The organism is Gimesia alba (genome assembly GCF_007744675.1).
Lineage (GTDB): Bacteria > Planctomycetota > Planctomycetia > Planctomycetales > Planctomycetaceae > Gimesia > Gimesia alba.
Genome location: NZ_CP036269.1, coordinates 862,572 through 878,788 on the forward strand (window position 1 = coordinate 862,572; position 16,217 = coordinate 878,788).

The 16,217-nt window shown below is 49.0% G+C and carries 15 protein-coding genes; 10 read left to right on the forward strand and 5 right to left on the reverse strand.

The annotated features are described in order from the left end of the window. Nucleotides 1-104: 104 nt before the first annotated feature. Nucleotides 105-2,195 carry a M3 family metallopeptidase gene (locus Pan241w_RS03320; protein ID WP_145210933.1) on the reverse strand — a complete coding sequence of 697 codons (2,091 nt, stop codon included), beginning with the start codon at nt 2,193-2,195 and terminating at the stop codon, nt 105-107. Between the two features lie 432 nt (nt 2,196-2,627). Here Pan241w_RS03320 and Pan241w_RS03325 point away from each other — a divergent pair, with 432 nt between their 5' ends. From Pan241w_RS03325 to Pan241w_RS03360, 8 genes are all read left to right on the forward strand, one after another. Further along, nucleotides 2,628-3,512 carry an alpha/beta fold hydrolase gene (locus tag Pan241w_RS03325; RefSeq protein ID WP_232107344.1) on the forward strand — a complete coding sequence of 295 codons (885 nt, stop codon included), beginning with the start codon at nt 2,628-2,630 and terminating at the stop codon, nt 3,510-3,512. Nucleotides 3,513-3,577: 65 nt separating this feature from the next. Further along, nucleotides 3,578-3,991: a hypothetical protein gene (locus Pan241w_RS03330; protein WP_145210938.1), complete on the forward strand. Its 414-nt coding sequence runs from the start codon at nt 3,578-3,580 to the stop codon at nt 3,989-3,991. A 56-nt stretch (nt 3,992-4,047) separates the two neighbouring features. Then, nucleotides 4,048-5,073, forward strand: coding sequence for a lysylphosphatidylglycerol synthase transmembrane domain-containing protein (locus tag Pan241w_RS03335; protein WP_145210941.1), 1,026 nt, complete (start codon nt 4,048-4,050; stop codon nt 5,071-5,073). 14 nt (nt 5,074-5,087) lie between these two features. Further along, on the forward strand, nt 5,088-5,534 hold the full coding sequence (locus tag Pan241w_RS03340) for a transposase (protein ID WP_145209666.1): 447 nt from the start codon (nt 5,088-5,090) through the stop codon (nt 5,532-5,534). Then, the gene (locus Pan241w_RS03345) at nt 5,531-5,932 is read left to right on the forward strand and encodes a transposase (RefSeq protein WP_145209663.1); all 402 of its coding nucleotides are present in this window, start codon (nt 5,531-5,533) and stop codon (nt 5,930-5,932) included. Before Pan241w_RS03340 ends, Pan241w_RS03345 begins: the two co-directional genes overlap by 4 nt. Nucleotides 5,933-6,096: 164 nt before the next feature. Continuing rightward, the gene (locus Pan241w_RS03350; protein WP_198000537.1) at nt 6,097-7,062 is read left to right on the forward strand and encodes a glycosyltransferase family 2 protein; all 966 of its coding nucleotides are present in this window, start codon (nt 6,097-6,099) and stop codon (nt 7,060-7,062) included. A 97-nt stretch (nt 7,063-7,159) separates the two neighbouring features. Then, nucleotides 7,160-8,554 carry an MBL fold metallo-hydrolase RNA specificity domain-containing protein gene (locus Pan241w_RS03355; RefSeq protein ID WP_145210947.1) on the forward strand — a complete coding sequence of 465 codons (1,395 nt, stop codon included), beginning with the start codon at nt 7,160-7,162 and terminating at the stop codon, nt 8,552-8,554. Between the two features lie 7 nt (nt 8,555-8,561). Further along, the gene (locus Pan241w_RS03360; RefSeq protein WP_198000303.1) at nt 8,562-9,008 is read left to right on the forward strand and encodes an ASCH domain-containing protein; all 447 of its coding nucleotides are present in this window, start codon (nt 8,562-8,564) and stop codon (nt 9,006-9,008) included. 18 nt (nt 9,009-9,026) lie between these two features. On the opposite strand, the gene trpA is transcribed toward Pan241w_RS03360, so the two are convergent. Together trpA and trpB are read right to left on the reverse strand one after the other, a co-directional pair. Beyond that, nucleotides 9,027-9,848, reverse strand: a complete 822-nt coding sequence (trpA, locus tag Pan241w_RS03365; protein WP_145210953.1) for a tryptophan synthase subunit alpha — start codon at nt 9,846-9,848, stop codon at nt 9,027-9,029. A 69-nt stretch (nt 9,849-9,917) separates the two neighbouring features. Further along, complete coding sequence (trpB, locus tag Pan241w_RS03370; protein WP_145210956.1) at nt 9,918-11,123, reverse strand: tryptophan synthase subunit beta; 1,206 nt, start codon at nt 11,121-11,123, stop codon at nt 9,918-9,920. 315 nt (nt 11,124-11,438) lie between these two features. Here trpB and Pan241w_RS03375 point away from each other — a divergent pair, with 315 nt between their 5' ends. Then, nucleotides 11,439-11,651 carry a hypothetical protein gene (locus Pan241w_RS03375; RefSeq protein WP_145210960.1) on the forward strand — a complete coding sequence of 71 codons (213 nt, stop codon included), beginning with the start codon at nt 11,439-11,441 and terminating at the stop codon, nt 11,649-11,651. Between the two features lie 13 nt (nt 11,652-11,664). Here the strand turns inward: Pan241w_RS03375 and Pan241w_RS03380 are convergent, their stop codons facing one another. Together Pan241w_RS03380 and nadC are read right to left on the reverse strand one after the other, a co-directional pair. After that, nucleotides 11,665-13,992 carry an ArnT family glycosyltransferase gene (locus Pan241w_RS03380; protein WP_145210963.1) on the reverse strand — a complete coding sequence of 776 codons (2,328 nt, stop codon included), beginning with the start codon at nt 13,990-13,992 and terminating at the stop codon, nt 11,665-11,667. A 52-nt stretch (nt 13,993-14,044) separates the two neighbouring features. Then, a complete protein-coding gene (gene nadC, locus Pan241w_RS03385; RefSeq protein WP_145210965.1) occupies nt 14,045-14,935 on the reverse strand; it encodes a carboxylating nicotinate-nucleotide diphosphorylase in 891 nt (296 codons plus the stop codon). Nucleotides 14,936-15,103: 168 nt separating this feature from the next. On the opposite strand from nadC, the gene ald reads away from it, so the two are divergent. After that, the gene (gene ald, locus Pan241w_RS03390) at nt 15,104-16,213 is read left to right on the forward strand and encodes an alanine dehydrogenase (protein WP_145210968.1); all 1,110 of its coding nucleotides are present in this window, start codon (nt 15,104-15,106) and stop codon (nt 16,211-16,213) included. The last annotated feature ends 4 nt before the right edge of the window (nt 16,214-16,217 follow it).

Sequence of the window (16,217 nt, forward strand, 5' to 3'; positions counted from 1 at the left end):
CTTGAATCTGAAGTTTGCAGCGCATGGAGTTCGCCTGCGCCATTTCCGGAATGAGGAAAAGGGCGCAGGAGAGCCAGCTTTAAAACTTAAGAATCAGGCTGTTTTTAGAGCAGTCCTGTATGCCGTAACAGTGGTTCAGGACTGGGTTCACGGCCGCGGAACTCTTTGAAGAGATCCATTGGATGGCAACTGCCACCCTTGGCCAGAATGGTATCACGGAAACGTCTGCCTGTTTCTGCCACAGCCTGTTCATTATCGAGGCCCGCTTCTTCAAAAGCGCTGAAGGCATCGGCGCTGAGAACTTCTGCCCATTTATAGCTGAAGTAGCCAGCTGCATATCCTCCGGCAAAAATGTGCTGGAAGGAACACAGAAAACGATCTTCCGGTAGCATTGGCAGGATTGATGTTGTCTGGCTCACTTCGCGCTGGATATCGAAGACGGTTTGAGAACCATTGGGATCAAACTCACTATGCAGTTTCAAATCGACGACACCGAATTGGATCTGACGCAGCATTTGTGTGCCAGCCTGGTAGTTGCGTGCTGATTTAATTTTTTCAAATAAGTCGTCCGGCAATGTTTCACCGGTTTCGTAATGTTTGGCCATACCCAGGAGCGTGGGCTTATGGTAACACCAGTTTTCCATAAACTGGCTGGCCAATTCGACGGCATCCCACTCCACACCATTAATGCCGGCAGCATCTGCTTCATTGATCGTCGTCAGCATGTGCTGCAGGCCATGCCCGAATTCGTGAAACAGCGTTTCAACCTCGCGGAAGGTCATCAACGACGGCTTGTCTCCTACGGGAGGTGTCGAATTACAGACCAGATGAGCAACGGGAATTTGCACATTCCCTGCAACGATTTTGCGGCCGAGGCAATCATCCATCCAGGCGCCACCGCGTTTATCGGCGGGACGTGCATAAGGATCGAGATAAAATCCGGCTATTGTTTCGCCCGTTTCACTGGCGATATTGAAATAGCGGACATCTTTATTCCAGACAGGGACTTCTTCCGCTACAGCGGTGACCGTAATTCCAAAGATTCGATTTACTAACTCGAATAAGCCGTCCAGAACTTTTTCCAGTGAGAAATAGGGACGTAATTCTTCATCGGTATAACTGAAACGCTGCTCGCGCAATCGTTCAGACCAGAATGCGAAATCCCATTGGATGATCGGTTCCGTTTCTCCCTGTTCCGCAGCAAATTCTTGCAGTTCTTTTAAATCCTGCTGGCCTGCATCCCATGATGCCGTGCGCAGTCGTTCTTCCATTTCCAGAACCGCATCGATGCTGGGAGCCATTTTCTCTGCCAGGCTCACTTCGGCAAAATTTTGATAACCGAGGAGTTGTGCTTTTTCTTTACGCAGTTTCAGGATCTGTGGGATTAAGGGTGTATTGTCGACGTCTCCGTCCGAGGCGCGTGTGATAAAAGCCCGATATACTTTTTCGCGCAGGTCGCGTTTTCGACAGTGCTGCATGAATGGACCGAAGCAGGGGAAATCCAGACTGATTCTCCAAGGCCCCTGTTCAGGAGTTGCTTCGGTGTCGGCTTCTTTGTCATCCCAGCTGTTATAGGATTGGGCCGTCAGTTGTTTGAGACTGTCAGGAAATCCGTTTACAACATCGGAGTCAGTGATAATCAGCGAGAAGGCTTTTGTGGCGTCCAGAACGTTGTTTGAGAACTTGGTTGCCAGACGAGACAGTTCTGTTGCGATTTCATTGAACCGCGTGAGTTGCTCGCCCTCAAGGCCTATACCAGCGAGTTCCGCTGACAGAATCCGTTTATCAATAATTCGGCGTTGCGCGTCATTGAGTTCATTCCACTTGCTGCTGTCGCGCAAACTTTTCAAGGCTTCGTAGATGGGCTTGCTTTGTTTCACTCTCAGTGAGAAAGCAACCACTTCCGGAAGCACACCTTCATAGGCTTCGCGCAGTTCAGGAGTATTTTTCACTCCCAGCAAATGTCCGATCGACCCCCATGATCGTTCCCAGGGATAGTCTAATTCTTCCAGAGGCTGCATCAGACCTTCCCAGGACGGTTCTGCCTGTTCTTCAATTTTTTCCAGTCCGGCAGTTGATTGTTCCAGCAATGACTTAACAGCGGGTTCAATGTGCTGAGGTTCAATCTGATCAAAGCGGGGAAGGCCCTCTAAAACCAGTAAGGGGTTGTCGGCTAACGTATTTTGCTGATCCATACTAAAAACGATCCTTCTTGCGGAATTTCTGGTATTCAAAGTGATGGGCGTCCCTCTGCCGGATCATAGTTCATCATTGATCGGCGGGGTCATCATAAAAAAATAGAAGACTTCTTTAAAAGGCATTCTATATATTCGATGAATCGATACAATGCCCTGTAGGATTTTACTTGATAAGAGTCCCCTGCCGATACCTTGGAAGGTGTGAAATCAGTCGCGTTTTTGCTCGTAATCACTTTTTATCGTGTTTCCAAGACCTGTTGGATTGAGCATATTTCGATGTAGGACCGCTTTGTTATGGTTGGACGTGTTCTGACAATCTGGACGGGAATCATTTTGTCGAGCTTGTTCTCTGTGCCATGTGAGGCAGAAGAGGCGGTAGAATCGGCTGCTAAGAGGAAAATCGAGGAAGTTCAAAGGAAAATACTTACTATGAAAACATTGGGCGGTCGTCAGTTTTGGGGTGATGTGCAGTTTTTTCAAGGCTGGAAAATTCAACAGAATGTGATCAGCAAGCATTATCGCCTGCTGGATACAGAAGACCAGCGTCATGCGAGTGGAACGCTCGAAGAATGTCAGGCACGATTGGAAGAAATTAAAGAAGCCAATCAACTCAAGCCGATGCAGGGAAGAGCCGTCATATTAATTCACGGCATCATTCGTTCGTCCAAATCATTTGAGAAGTTGAAAGCAGCCTGCAGCCAATCAGGGCGGATGGTGGTTCCCTTTGATTATCCCAGTACGCAGCTCACAATTCCTGAGAACGCCAAATATCTGGCACAGGTGATCGATTCCCTGGAAGGCGTCGAAGAGATCGATCTGGTGGTACACAGTATGGGAGGTCTGGTGGTTCGTTCCTGGCTGTCACAGCAAACAGCTGTTGATTCGCGAGTCAAGCGAATGGTCATGCTGGGAGTGCCGAACCGAGGTGCAGACATGGCAGACCGGTTCCGCTCGAATCTGTTGTTTAAAGTCATCTTCGGCCCTGCCGGTCAGCAACTGGTGACCGAAGCCAATAGTGATTTTATTGCCAAGCTGCCAACGCCTCCCTTTCCTTTCGGAATTGTGGCGGGTGGGCGGAATGCCTTAAAGGGATATAATCCGCTGATTCGTGGTGATAATGATGGAACTGTAGGCGTGAACAGTACGCGTCTACCGGGGGCAGCTGACTATATTTTATTGCCGGTGTTACATTCTTTTATGATGAGTGATTCTGAGACGATTGTATGTACGATGCGATTTTTGGAGACGGGTGCATTCCGCGAAACGGGTGAAGTACAGCCGATTCCCGTTGTTGAAACTGAAACCGTTCCCTGAACTCGAACGAACTAAATTATTGAGTTTCAAATCAATTAGCAGAATGCAGCGAATAGGTTATGGGTATGGAACGCGACAAACGACACTTGCAGATACTTTCAAAGCTGCAAATTATTTATGGAATTTTCAATCTGTTTGTTTCCGTCTATTTTTATGAAGTCATAACAGAATTAGTTGCTGACTATCGAAAAAAGCTTGAGGAATCAAACCCTGAAGTTCAAGTGGCTTTATTAATAGGCTTCGGTGTGGTCCTGTGCTTGATTGGCGTCGTGATTTTGTTCTGTATTATTTTGACAGGACAGTCTCTGGCGCGATATGAAAATTATCAGTATTGCCTCATTGTAGCGACACTGGAATGTCTGATTATTCCCTTCGGAACATTCCTGGGTATTGCGACGATTCTGGTTTTGCGACGCAAATCGGTCAGAGAATTATTTTCCAAAGTTCAAGAGGAAGCAGAGAAAAGTAGTGTCAGCTAGCTACTTTACTTAATCGTATTTCAGTCGCATTTTTCCTTACGAAACAAATTCTGTTTATGTCTGACACACAAGCCATCCCCGCTTCGAAATCTGCCTCGGCTCGAGTCTGGAAATTGATCAAATGGGGGTTGCTGGCTTTGGTCCTCTATTTTGTTGGCCGGCAGGGCTATCAGCTCTACCAGGAGCAGAGTGATTCACTGGCTGAAATTCAAATCAAGCCAGTCTGGCTGGTTCTGGCGGGGGGCTGCAATTTCATTGCCTGGATGCCGTCGGTTTGGTTCTGGCAACGATTGATGATTACCTCCGGCGAACAAGCCGGTTTCTGGCCTACCGCCCGCGCCTATTATGGCGGGCACCTGGGAAAGTACATTCCCGGTAAAGTGTCCGTGCTTTTGATTCGGGCAACCCTGTTAAAAGAGTTTGGCGTGCGCGTTTCCGTATCAGCGTTGACAGCCGCCTACGAGACATTGGCGGTCATGGGTGTGGGGTTAGTCGTGTTTCTGGCGTTAGTGCCTTATGTTTTCAATGCCGAACAAATCGCCGAGTGGCCGGCCTGGATTCAGTCGATTCAAGCCCGGCCACTGCTGGTTCCGATATTGTTTGTGTTTGCCTTGTTTGTCTCTTTACCGTTGGTGTCGCGGTTACTGAATCTGGTTTCGAATAAAATTACGAAGTCCGAAGTCGAAGCGTCTGCTGCAGAACCACGGCCTGCGATTTCGATTCGTTTACTTTACGTGGGCGTGTTTGTGTTTTTGATCAGCTGGATTTTGCACGGTTTAAGTTTAGGGCTTGTGCTTGCTTCTCTGGGAGATTCCAGACTGAACTGGCAGGAGTGGCCTCTCTGGACGGCTGCGATTTCGGCCGCCTTCTCGTTAGGTTTTGCCGCGTTGTTTGCACCCGCTGGACTGGGGGTGCGAGAAGGGTTGATTGCGGCAATTCTTGCCGGCTCACCCGCAATTGGGCCGGTGAATGCCTTTGTTGCTGCGTTATTGATCCGAATCGTTTCGTTTGCTAGAGGTTGTCTCATAACGTCAAAAAAAGTGAACGGTTTGGCGCGTCTTTTGCATGAAGTGTTCTCCTGAAAGGAGAATTTCTTATGTATATGACGCTGGTCTGGTGGCCCAAACGAAAACGGGTTTCCACAAAAACAGCGTCCAGGACGGAACGCCCGGTCGTTTTGACCGATAAACAATGGTCTTTAGTCGCAAAACTGTTTCCCTGGACTCCCCCTTCCAAAAAGGGAGGACGTCCAAAAGCCCATCCACGAGATTGCCTGGAAGGCATTCTCTGGATTTTGGTGACAGGAGCACGATGGAAAGATTTACCAAGAGAGTATCCCTCAAAAGCGACGTGCCATCGACGTTTCCAGCAATGGACGATCGAAGGGCGGCTCTTATCTGCCTGGCAAATCATCTTGGAACGAATGGATGATGCTGGCCAGATTGATTTCTCGGAAACCTTTGCTGATGGCACTTTTGCCTCGGCAAAAAAAGGGGTAGAAGAGTTGGCCCGACTCGTCGTGGCAAAGGCACAAAGGTCATGATTTTTGTCGATCGTCACGGGACACCTGTGGCGATCGACACAGAATCGGCCCGTCGTAGCGAAGTCAAGCTGATCGAACCGCTGCTTGAAAAAATCACATTGCAAAATCGACAACCCGAGCGACTTGTTTATGACAAAGCCGCCGATTCGGACTCGTTGCGCAAACGGCTGATGGAAAAGAATATCGATCTGATCTGCCCGCATCGAAAATCGAGAGTCAAACCGCCGACGCAAGATGGTCGAAAGCTTCCACGCTTCAAACGACGTTGGATTGTGGAACGCAGTATTGCCTGGCTCCACAACTATCGTCGCATTGTCACGCGCTGGGAATATCACGATTACCTCTACGAAAGCTTTGTAATTCTTGGGTGTTTATTTACACTATTAAAAAGGTTTTGAGATGCCCTCTAGTGAAATTCTGGCGGCCTTTGTTTTATACTATGGTATCAGGAGCCGGACGAACGTGGATTCCACTTCGACTCAAGAAACAACGCCTTCTGATACAAATTGAATTAGCTATTGTTTTTTCCGCTGCGAGAAAGGTCTTCGCCGTGCTTTCTATCATGATTCCTGTTTTAAATGAATCCGAAAGTTTGCCACAACTGTATCAGGAAATCTGTGATACAAGTCAGGCTCATAATATCGATCTGGAAGTGATCTTTATCGACGATGGTTCGACCGACACTTCCTGGGAGATTATTTCTGGACTGGCTGCAAAGGATGAGCGGGTTTCGGGAATTCGTTTTCGCCGAAATTTTGCCAAAGCAGCTGCACTGACGGCCGGCATGCGGGCGGCACGGGGATCTGTGATTATGATGATGGATGCAGACCTGCAGGATGACCCCAAAGAAATTCCCCGCTTTCTGGAAAAACTGAACGAAGGATATGACGTTGTCAACGGTTGGAAAGAACGCCGGCTTGATCCCTGGCACAAGGTTTATCCGAGTAAGGTATTCAACTGGATGATCGCCAAACTGACCGGGCTGAAACTGCACGATCATAACTGCGGCTTGAAATTATTCCGTAAAGATGTTGCCGCTGAGATTCGCATTTATGGCGAATTACATCGTTTTATACCGGTGCTCGCAGACGCGCGTGGCTTCAAAGTGACAGAAATTCCCATTCATCACCGGGAACGCCAGCACGGTTATTCCAAATATGGCGTCCGTCGGTTTTTGAGAGGATTTCTCGACCTGTTAACGGTTCGTTTTTTAACCGGTTATGGACAGCGTCCTCAACATATGCTGGGAGCGATTGGACTGTCCTGTCTCTTATTAGGCTTCTTAGGTTTAGGCTATCTCGGATTCCTCTGGATTTTGACCAATGCTTTTGGTTTGGAACTGGGGCCGATTGGAAATCGTCCCTTGCTGGCCTATTCTGTGGCAGCGACGATTCTGGGGGGGCAAGCAATCAGTCTCGGTTTACTGGCTGAGCTCATCGTTGCCTATACCGGCCGACATCAGGATTCCTACAGCATCTCCGAACGGACGGGCACCACCTCCCAGAATGAGCAGGAAATCATCGTTTAATCAACTTCTTCAAACTGATGCCTGCTCAGGCAGTGCGCGATTACCATTTCTATAAGAGTTCTCCTGTTTCTTTTTATGTCTGGAAATGAAACTTTAGATGAAAATATCTTTTCTCGGAGCCGCTGGCGAAGTAACCGGTAGCCAGCATTTGATTGAGACTGATTCGCGACGGATTTTGCTGGACTGTGGATTATTTCAGGGGCATCGCCAAGAATCGTATTTAAAAAACAGCTGGTTTGCTTATCCGCCGGATTCGATCGATGCGGTCTTTTTATCGCATGGGCACATGGATCATTGTGGCAACCTGCCACGACTTTTTAGCAAAGGCTTTCGCGGACCGATCTTTTGTACGTCTGCGACGGCGGATATCGCTGAAATCATGCTGAAGGATAGTGCCCGGATACAGGCAGAAGACGCCAAGTATCTCGCGAGAAAATTAAAAGAGAAACACCCGCCGATAGAACCGCTCTATTCGGAAGATGATGTAGATGGGGTAGCGAAACTGTTTGAGCGTCTGGACTATCATGAATGGCATGAATTAGGAGACGATGTCAAAGTTCGTTTCCTGGATGCCGGGCACATTCTGGGTTCCGCCATCATTGAGATGAAAATCAAAGATCAGCGAGAATGGCGACATCTTGTTTTTACAGGTGACCTGGGGCGACGGAATTTACCATTGCTCAGAGATCCGGAGACGATTGCAGGGTGTGAAATCTTAATTTCAGAAAGCACCTACGGAAACCGAGTGCATGAAAAGGCATCGGATATCAAAGAGGAACTCTATCAGATACTTGATGAGGCCTACCGTGTTGAAGGGCGGGTGATTATACCTGCCTTCAGTTTGGGGCGGACACAGCAGATTATTTATTATCTGAATGAACTGTATAACGAAAAACGCCTGCCCCACATTCCCATTTTTGTTGACAGTCCTCTTTCTACAAGGCTGGTTTCCGTCTTTCGACATCATCTTAATGAAATGGATGACGAAGTTCAGGCGTTGATGGAAGCCGACAAAGATCCCTTCGGATTTGCCTTGCTCGACTATGTTTCCACGCGCGAACAAAGTATCGCCCTCAATAAGCGGGAAGGGGCCTTTGTCGTGATAGCGGGAAGCGGAATGTGCGAAAACGGTCGTGTGCGACATCATCTGAAAAACGGGATCGAACATGTGGAAAACACAATTGTGCTAATGGGATATCAGGCTGCGAATACATTAGGCAGACGTTTACAGCAACGGGATCCGAAAGTGAAAATCTTTGACCGGTATTACAAGGTTAAAGCCAAGGTGGTTCAGCTTAGCGGGTTATCCGGTCACGCTGATGTGGAAGATTTCAAATGGTGGTATGCACAGTCAGCCAAACACGGCACCATTGGTCAGGTCTTTTTGGTACACGGCGAGCCGGAATCGGCAGCAGCATTGGCGGCTTTAATTCGTGATGAGTGTGATTTGGAACCCATTATCCCCCACTATCAACAATCTTTTGAAGTTTGAGCCAGCGATGACAAAACCAATCAAACATCCTGATAAAAGTCTGCCTGCACTGGGAATCCGGCAACCCTGGGCAGAACTGATGTTACGTGGTATCAAAACAATCGAAATCCGTTCCAGCCAGACGAATATTCGTGGCCCGATTTATGTTTATGCATCGAAAAAGCTGGCCAAAACGCCCCATGCTGAGGTTGCGGCAGAGCAGGCTGAGATTGATGTAGAAGAACTTCCTACCGGCGTGTTGATCGGTACGGTGGAGATTGTGGACTCATTTCCCGTTAGCAAACAACATGCTGCCGCCGCAGGAGTGCCTGCCAACTTACTAAAAGGCAAATATGGTTGGGAACTCGCAAAACCGAAACGTTTGCAGAAACTCATCGTGCCTGATTATCTGCCGTATGGGGTCTGGTTTTATCCTTTTGTACGCAAACAGACAGGCACGCGAAAGAAATCCTGAACACTTCAGAGCAGGATGTTAACTCTTTGTCGCAGCCACCATTTCACCCGCGTAATCGCCGATTGCTGTGATCACATCTTTAGCAGTTTGACTGGGGTCAGAAAACGCAGCGAATTGTTTTACGATGGCGGAACCGATGATGAAGCCATCTGCTTTGCCGCGCAAGGTGTCGACGTGCTTGGGTTGGCTGATACCAAAGCCAACGGCCAGTGGCAGATCTGTCAGATTGCGTAATGATTTCAGATGCGCGGTCAATTCCTCAGGGAGTTCATCGCGGACTCCGGTCGTTCCGGCAACCGAGATACAGTAGATAAATCCACTGGCGGCTTGCACAATGCGTTTCGTACGATCTTCCGGCGTTAATGGTGAAACGAGTTGGACCAGATCGAGATTGGCCGTTTTGGTTTTCTCAGCAAATTCCGGTGCTTCATCGCCAGGCAGGTCAGGGACAATCAATCCGGAAAAGCCGGCGGCTTCTGCTTCCTGTAAAAATTTCTCAGCACCGTACCGGAAGATAATCGCATAAGATACCATGCCTACCAAAGGGGGCAGAGTGACAGAAGAATCTGCCGACAGTGCTTTCAGCGCTTCGAACAGGTCATGTACATGGAACCCGTTATTTAAAGCACGGGTGTACGATTCTTGAATCACCGGACCATCTGCGATGGGATCACTATAGGGGAAACCTACCTCAATCAGATCCACACCTCGCTGGGCCAGTTCTTTCAGCACGGCGACTGTGGTTTCAAGATCGGGATCACCGGCTGTGATGAAAGGCATGAAGGCCATGCGGTTTTCCGATTTTAACTGCGCAAATTTATCAGAAATTAATGTGGTCACGATTTACTGCAATACTGTTATGAGAAGAGAAGAGGTGGTTCTGAAAACGATGATCGGGGTGGTCTGAAATTAAATATCCCGTCCAATGAGGCGTGCGACTTCATTCACATCTTTATCGCCTCGACCTGATAAACAGACGACAATGATTTCATCGGGGCTGGCATCACCGGCGACTTTCAATGCCTGGGCGATGGCGTGGGACGACTCAATCGCAGGGATGATGCCTTCCAGTTTTGCCATTGTCTGGAAGCCTGCCAGTGCTTCGTCATCGGTGATCGCCGTGTAATTGACGCGGCCCGAATCTTTCCAGTAACTGTGTTCGGGGCCAACGCCCGGATAGTCCAGACCTGCGGAAATCGAGTGCACGTCTAACGTTTGCCCATCATCATCCTGCAGGACATATCCAAAGCTCCCGTGCAGAACTCCTTTGGCGCCGTAGCTGAGTGTGCTGGCATGCTCACCCGGCTCGGGGCCTCTTCCGCCAGCTTCCACTCCGGTCAGCTTCACAGATTCATCATCGATAAATGGATAGAACATTCCTGCAGAGTTAGAGCCACCTCCCACGCAGGCGATGACCTGATCTGGGAGTTTACCGGTTTGTTCGAGACATTGGGCACGGGTCTCTTTCCCGATAACCGATTGGAAATCGCGGACCATCATCGGGAAGGGGTGAGGCCCGATGACGGAACCGATAATGTAGTGTGTGGTTTCGACGCTCGACATCCAATCGCGCATGGCTTCGTTGACCGCGTCGCGTAGTGTCTGCGATCCACTGGTCACGCCACGGACCTCCGCACCCATCATTTTCATATTAAACACATTGAGTTTTTGACGGCGAATGTCTTCTTCGCCCATATAGACAATGCATTCAAGACCAAAGCGGGCACAGGCAACCGCGGAGGCGACGCCGTGCTGGCCAGCACCCGTTTCTGCAATCACCCGTTTTTTGCCCATCCTCATCGTCAGTAGAGCTTGTCCGATGGTGTTATTAATCTTGTGGGCACCCGTATGATTGAGGTCTTCCCGTTTCAGATAAATTTTGGCACCACCGCAGTGCTCGGTCAGGCGTTCGGCAAAATACAACGGGTTCGGTCGACCGACGTAGTTTTTTAACAGGTCGTCCAGTTCGGCCTGGAAACTGGGGTCCTGCTTGGCTTTCTCATATTCCTGAGTCAGTTCTTCCAGGGCATGCATCAATGTTTCAGGGACAAAGCGGCGTCCAAATTCTCCAAAGCGACCTGCAGAGTCAGGCACGTTCGATAAGCTGGTAGTCATAATTGGCTCAAATATAGTAACTGTAAATCAAAATAGGGTTTGCTTTGACCATTATTGAATTCCCGGTGCCGATGGTCAATGCCCGCCCCTTGGACCGTTTCGAAACAGGAAAGGTTCGATTCAAATTTGGGTATTCGGCCAGCTAAATACGTTGTCATATGTTCTTTGATATCATGCTTTTGAGGCGTTTTAGCCACAAAAAATGAGGTGGCCGGTCAGAATTTTGTAGGATTTTGTGGAAAAGATCGATAAAATGCGGGATGCGAATTGTGAGGCAATCAGTTTCACAAGAGGAATTAGAGGGGGGAGTAGATTATGAACACGTCAGATCCAAAATTGGCAGAAGCCATCAATCGGGAAACCATCCATATCGATGAATTGGAGCGGTTTTGTCTCTTGGAGAGTAAACCCCGCGGTTATCAGAATCTGGACGATAGCGACATTATCATCCCTGATTTCGGTAGTGCTCTCCGCTCTGCCCGGCGGGAACTCTATGATTTCGAATCCCCCGTAGGTGAATTTGCTTAGGTGAATCATCGGCTCAGGGTGCAACCGGAAATATTTGCGCTGTGATAAAGTAGCGCTCGCCTTCTCGCTCTACAATCAGTTCCGGCGCCCATGTCAGTATTTCTTTTTGTTCGTCTTCTCGAAATGAATCGAACTTCCGATAGCTGTACTGATTAGATAATGCGGGTTCCAGAACCCCTTCTTTGACAAGTTGTTCAAAGCGTGCCGGGGTCACGTAATCAGTGTAGCCATAGGAGCCTGGTAAGCGATAGCGAAGGATTTCTGCCCAGTTCACATAGACGTAAGCGATATGTTGTTCCTCGAATTTTTGCTTGATCTCTTGCGCAGGTCTCATTGTGAGTTGCATGTCTGGCGTGTCCGGCTCTGGTTTCGATGTCCATTGCTGGAAAATATCATGGTCGAAAACGGTATTGTAGATCACCGGGAACTCGGCATTAAACAGTTCTGCATCACCTACAGAGAGCACCACTTGATTCGGCCCTAGCTGCATTTGATTTAACTGCAAGATTTCTGGGCCGGTGATGGACGTCGTAAATTTTCGCGCATAATTCAAATCATCCAGGTAGGCGTTATTTCCGCCAAGACCACTGGTGGCGACGCAGAGATTAAACAAGCAGGCGAATAACAGGGCGATGGTCAGACCTATTTTCCAAAGACGTTTCGAACTCCAGGTGGCGCCGATGCCTGCCAATACAGAAACGACGGGAATCATGGGAACCCAGAAACGATCAATTCGATGGGTCAAAACCCACCATGAGAAGAAAAGAAAGCCGATATAAATCCACAACCAATTTACCAATTTGCGATGCTGCCGATTCAGAAATGCGAGTGGTGCCAGGCTGAACAGCAGAGGGCTTAACCAATCGCTTTTCATGGTGACGTCAATTACATTATTTGCCAGTTCTGTCAGACCAAGCGGCTTCATTCCATGACCGCCTTTCCATTTGATGTTGAGTTGTTCGTTCAAATCAACGCCGCCAAACACAGAATAGAGCAGGGGATAAACGGGATTGCCGGTCTCTACGAGATTTTTCAACAGCCACGGACCAATGGCGAGTAGTGTGCCGATCGAGAAGATGACCGCCAGTTTTAGAGTTACTGACGCTCGAATTTGCTTGTTCTGTTTTAATAGAAACCAACTGAAACCAAGTAATGTGAGGCCGAGCGGAATGACGACCGACAGGACTCCCGGGTATTTACAGGCCATCGCTGACCCGGATAACAGACCAGTCAGGCAGGCATAGCTCCATAAGGATGAACGCGGTGCTTCTCCCACTGGCGTTTCATCAGCTGGGGGGGACCAGATTCTGAGTACTTGTATGGTCAGGAACAGACTCAACAGACTCGCCATCAGATAAAAGGAGAGTCCTCCTTCAGTATAGGCGATAATCGAAATACGATAGATCCAGGGAGTTGTCAGGAAGATCGTTGCAGCCAACCAGCCCGCATTCGAACCAAACCAGCGCCGTGCTGTGGCAAATACTCCCAGCGCCGTGAATAGCGAAAAGCTCATCAGGACGAGCTTTCCTGCTTGAGCGCCCAAGTACCAGTCGGCTTTGAGCGTCATTCCCAGGAGGATCAACATCTCTGTCAGGAAAGGGAAACTGGTATAAACATTGTGTTGCAGAAAGCCGATGTGGCCTTGCTGGTAGTATTCTTTCGGGCCACCAAAGTGGTATTCCAACACATCGTAATCAATGGAGGGTAACATGGATCCCAAAAACATGCTGAGCACAAACGGAGCAATCAACAGACAACATCCGACACGGAACAGCAATTCTGGGGTGATGGTGTCAGGCAGCGTGATTCTTAAGGGCAGGGCAGTTCCGGTTTTTGATTTCGACTCATAGCATGCGGAAAGGACTCCGCAGAACGCGAATAAAAACAAAACCAGATAGCAGAGCCATTGGGATAAGATTCCAAGCAGCCCCCCTCCCAATGTGAGCAGCGAGACTGCAGAGAGGCCTACTCCAAACGCAAAAACGGTTCGTTCTGCTGTATAAGGAGCTAACGGGATTTTGATCAGTCGTGTGATGATCTGACCTATACCCCAAGCACCGGCGAGGATGACCAGAGCAATTCCGATCAAAGGAAAACGTTGCGGGAAATAAGCCCAGCCTGATGGGTGCGGGTTTTCAGCTGGCAGGGGATCGACCAGATCTAAGAGGAGAAAGGGGAGTTGTGTTACAATATCCCAACGGCTGATAGAAGGATTGTTAGGAAGTGTGAAACTGATAAAAGCGATGAAAAATAGCACCAACCAGATGAGTGCGCCGCGCAGGAAGATCGGGCGATCCTCGAAAAGAGAATTGTCAAGGTCCTGTGCGGCCGGTTTTTTCATGTGCTGAAATCTAAAATTGTGAAAAGGATGTTTTTTAATAGAAGCAGCAGCATCAGGTGCGACGTTTCCAGTCGAATCCTAAATCGAGGGCAATCGCAGAATGAGTGAGTGCTCCCACGCTGATTCGTTCCACACCCGTTTCTGCGACACCACGCACGGCTTCCAGATTGATGCCGCCTGAGGCTTCAAGCAGTGTGTTCGGCGATTGTTCATTTCGCATTTGAATTGCCTGTGTCATTGTTTCCAGGGACATATTATCCAAGAGGACAATTTCAGGTTCTGCTTGCAACGCGTCAGCCAACTGGTCAAGCGTGTCGACTTCGACTTCAATGCCCTTTGCTCCGTTAACTGATTCTCGAGCCTGCCTGATGGCGGCTGCGATCGAGGGGTGTGTGTTGCGCGAGGCCCAGGCTGCCAGATGATTGTCTTTGATTAAAATGCCGTCGTAAAGGCCCATCCGATGATTGGTTCCTCCGCCGGCTGCCACCGCATACTTTTCGAGGATCCGCCAGCCGGGAAGCGTTTTTCGCGTATCCAGGATTACCGCTTTAGTGCCTTCGACGGCCTTCACGTATTTCGAAGTGAGAGAGGCGACGCCACACAGGTGCGTCAGAAAGTTAAGTACGGTCCGTTCGCCAATCAGAATTGAGGCAAGGGGGCCGGCACAGGTGGTGATGATTGAACCCGGCTCCAGAGGATCTCCGTCAGACAGGTGATCTGTGCAAACCACTTCCAGATCCAGTTCAGAAAAGATGAGAGACGTCAAAGAAGATCCTGCCAGGACTCCCGTTTGTCTGGAGACAATCTGAATTTCTGCCTGATCTGTTTTTTCAATCAGTGCCTGACAGGTCAGATCGCCCGTTTGTTGTAGATCTTCTTCCAGACTCAATTTGATCAAATGTTGTGCTGCGGTTTTCTGAGCTTCGGAAAATTGTATGGTCACTGTATTGTCTCAATCGTTATTTCTGGAGTCGGTTTGCCGACAATTGGTCCTACAGGTTATGATTCAAGCCTGCTGGTGAAAACAGACGAATACTATTGTAAGGATAACGTATAATAGCATTATCGTATCATAGCTGTCGGCGATATTACATGTAATCGGGAGAAGATCATGATTATTGGGGTACCTCGTGAAATCAAGCAGGATGAATATCGTGTTGCTTTGATACCGGTAGGCGCAGAGGAGCTGACTGTTGCAGGGCATACCGTGCTGGTGGAAAAGGGAGCCGGCCTGGGAAGCGGGATCCCTGATGAGCTTTATGAAGAGAACGGGGCAGAGATTGTAGGCTCTGCTGAGGAAGTGTTTGCCCGCTCTGATATGGTGATCAAAGTTAAAGAGCCCCAACCTGTAGAGTGGGCATTATTAAAGCCAGGACAACTACTGTTTACCTACTTTCACTTCGCAGCCGATGAAGCATTAACACGCGGTTTCCTGGAAACGGGAGCGACAGCCGTTGCTTACGAAACTCTGGAGGGTCGGAATGGTCAATTACCATTATTGACGCCCATGAGCGAAGTCGCCGGCCGAATGAGCATTCAAGAAGGCGCCAAGTACTTGGAGCGACCTCAATTGGGGCGTGGGATCTTACTGGGGGGCGTCCCCGGTGTGGCGCCAGCTCATATTGTGATTCTGGGAGGGGGAGTCGTTGGAAAAAATGCGGCTCAGATAGCGGCTGGTTTTCAGGCGGATGTCGTGATTCTGGATATCAACGTGGATCGTTTGCGTTATCTGGAAGACATCATGCCGGCGAACGTGAATACGTTATATAGTGACCGGCATAATATACGAGCCGAATTAGAGTTGGCTGATCTGGTGATTGGTGCGGTGCTCATTCCCGGCGCACGTGCTCCTGTATTAGTGCCTGAGTCGTCTCTGAAAATGATGAAACCGGGGGCAGTGCTGATTGATGTAGCCGTCGATCAGGGAGGTTGCATAGAAACCTCGCATCCAACGACACACTCCGATCCGACTTTTGTTGTAGACGGGGTTGTGCATTACTGTGTTGCCAATATGCCTGGTGCTGTGGGACGTACCAGTACTTATGCCCTCTGCAATGTCACGCTGCCGTATGCATTAAAACTGGCCAATCTGGGGCTGGAAGCAGCTTGTGCCCAGGATCATGGATTACTCACTGCCGTCAATATCCATCAGGGGCAGATCACCAACCATGCTGTCGCAGAGACCTTTGGTCTGGAATGGAACGAATTTCTCGCGTCATAAAAAA

What these genes read in the sequence shown, in the direction of transcription:
- trpB (WP_145210956.1), bottom strand. Translation starts at nt 11,123, where the DNA reads ATGACTACCAGCTTATCGAACGTGCCTGACTCTGCAGGTCGCTTTGGA.
- Pan241w_RS03355 (WP_145210947.1), top strand. Translation starts at nt 7,160, where the DNA reads ATGAAAATATCTTTTCTCGGAGCCGCTGGCGAAGTAACCGGTAGCCAG.
- ald (WP_145210968.1), top strand. Translation starts at nt 15,104, where the DNA reads ATGATTATTGGGGTACCTCGTGAAATCAAGCAGGATGAATATCGTGTT.
- Pan241w_RS03380 (WP_145210963.1), bottom strand. Translation starts at nt 13,992, where the DNA reads ATGAAAAAACCGGCCGCACAGGACCTTGACAATTCTCTTTTCGAGGAT.
- Pan241w_RS03345 (WP_145209663.1), top strand. Translation starts at nt 5,531, where the DNA reads ATGATTTTTGTCGATCGTCACGGGACACCTGTGGCGATCGACACAGAA.
- Pan241w_RS03330 (WP_145210938.1), top strand. Translation starts at nt 3,578, where the DNA reads ATGGAACGCGACAAACGACACTTGCAGATACTTTCAAAGCTGCAAATT.
- Pan241w_RS03340 (WP_145209666.1), top strand. Translation starts at nt 5,088, where the DNA reads ATGTATATGACGCTGGTCTGGTGGCCCAAACGAAAACGGGTTTCCACA.
- Pan241w_RS03350 (WP_198000537.1), top strand. Translation starts at nt 6,097, where the DNA reads ATGATTCCTGTTTTAAATGAATCCGAAAGTTTGCCACAACTGTATCAG.
- Pan241w_RS03320 (WP_145210933.1), bottom strand. Translation starts at nt 2,195, where the DNA reads ATGGATCAGCAAAATACGTTAGCCGACAACCCCTTACTGGTTTTAGAG.
- Pan241w_RS03375 (WP_145210960.1), top strand. Translation starts at nt 11,439, where the DNA reads ATGAACACGTCAGATCCAAAATTGGCAGAAGCCATCAATCGGGAAACC.
- Pan241w_RS03360 (WP_198000303.1), top strand. Translation starts at nt 8,562, where the DNA reads ATGACAAAACCAATCAAACATCCTGATAAAAGTCTGCCTGCACTGGGA.
- Pan241w_RS03325 (WP_232107344.1), top strand. Translation starts at nt 2,628, where the DNA reads ATGAAAACATTGGGCGGTCGTCAGTTTTGGGGTGATGTGCAGTTTTTT.
- Pan241w_RS03335 (WP_145210941.1), top strand. Translation starts at nt 4,048, where the DNA reads ATGTCTGACACACAAGCCATCCCCGCTTCGAAATCTGCCTCGGCTCGA.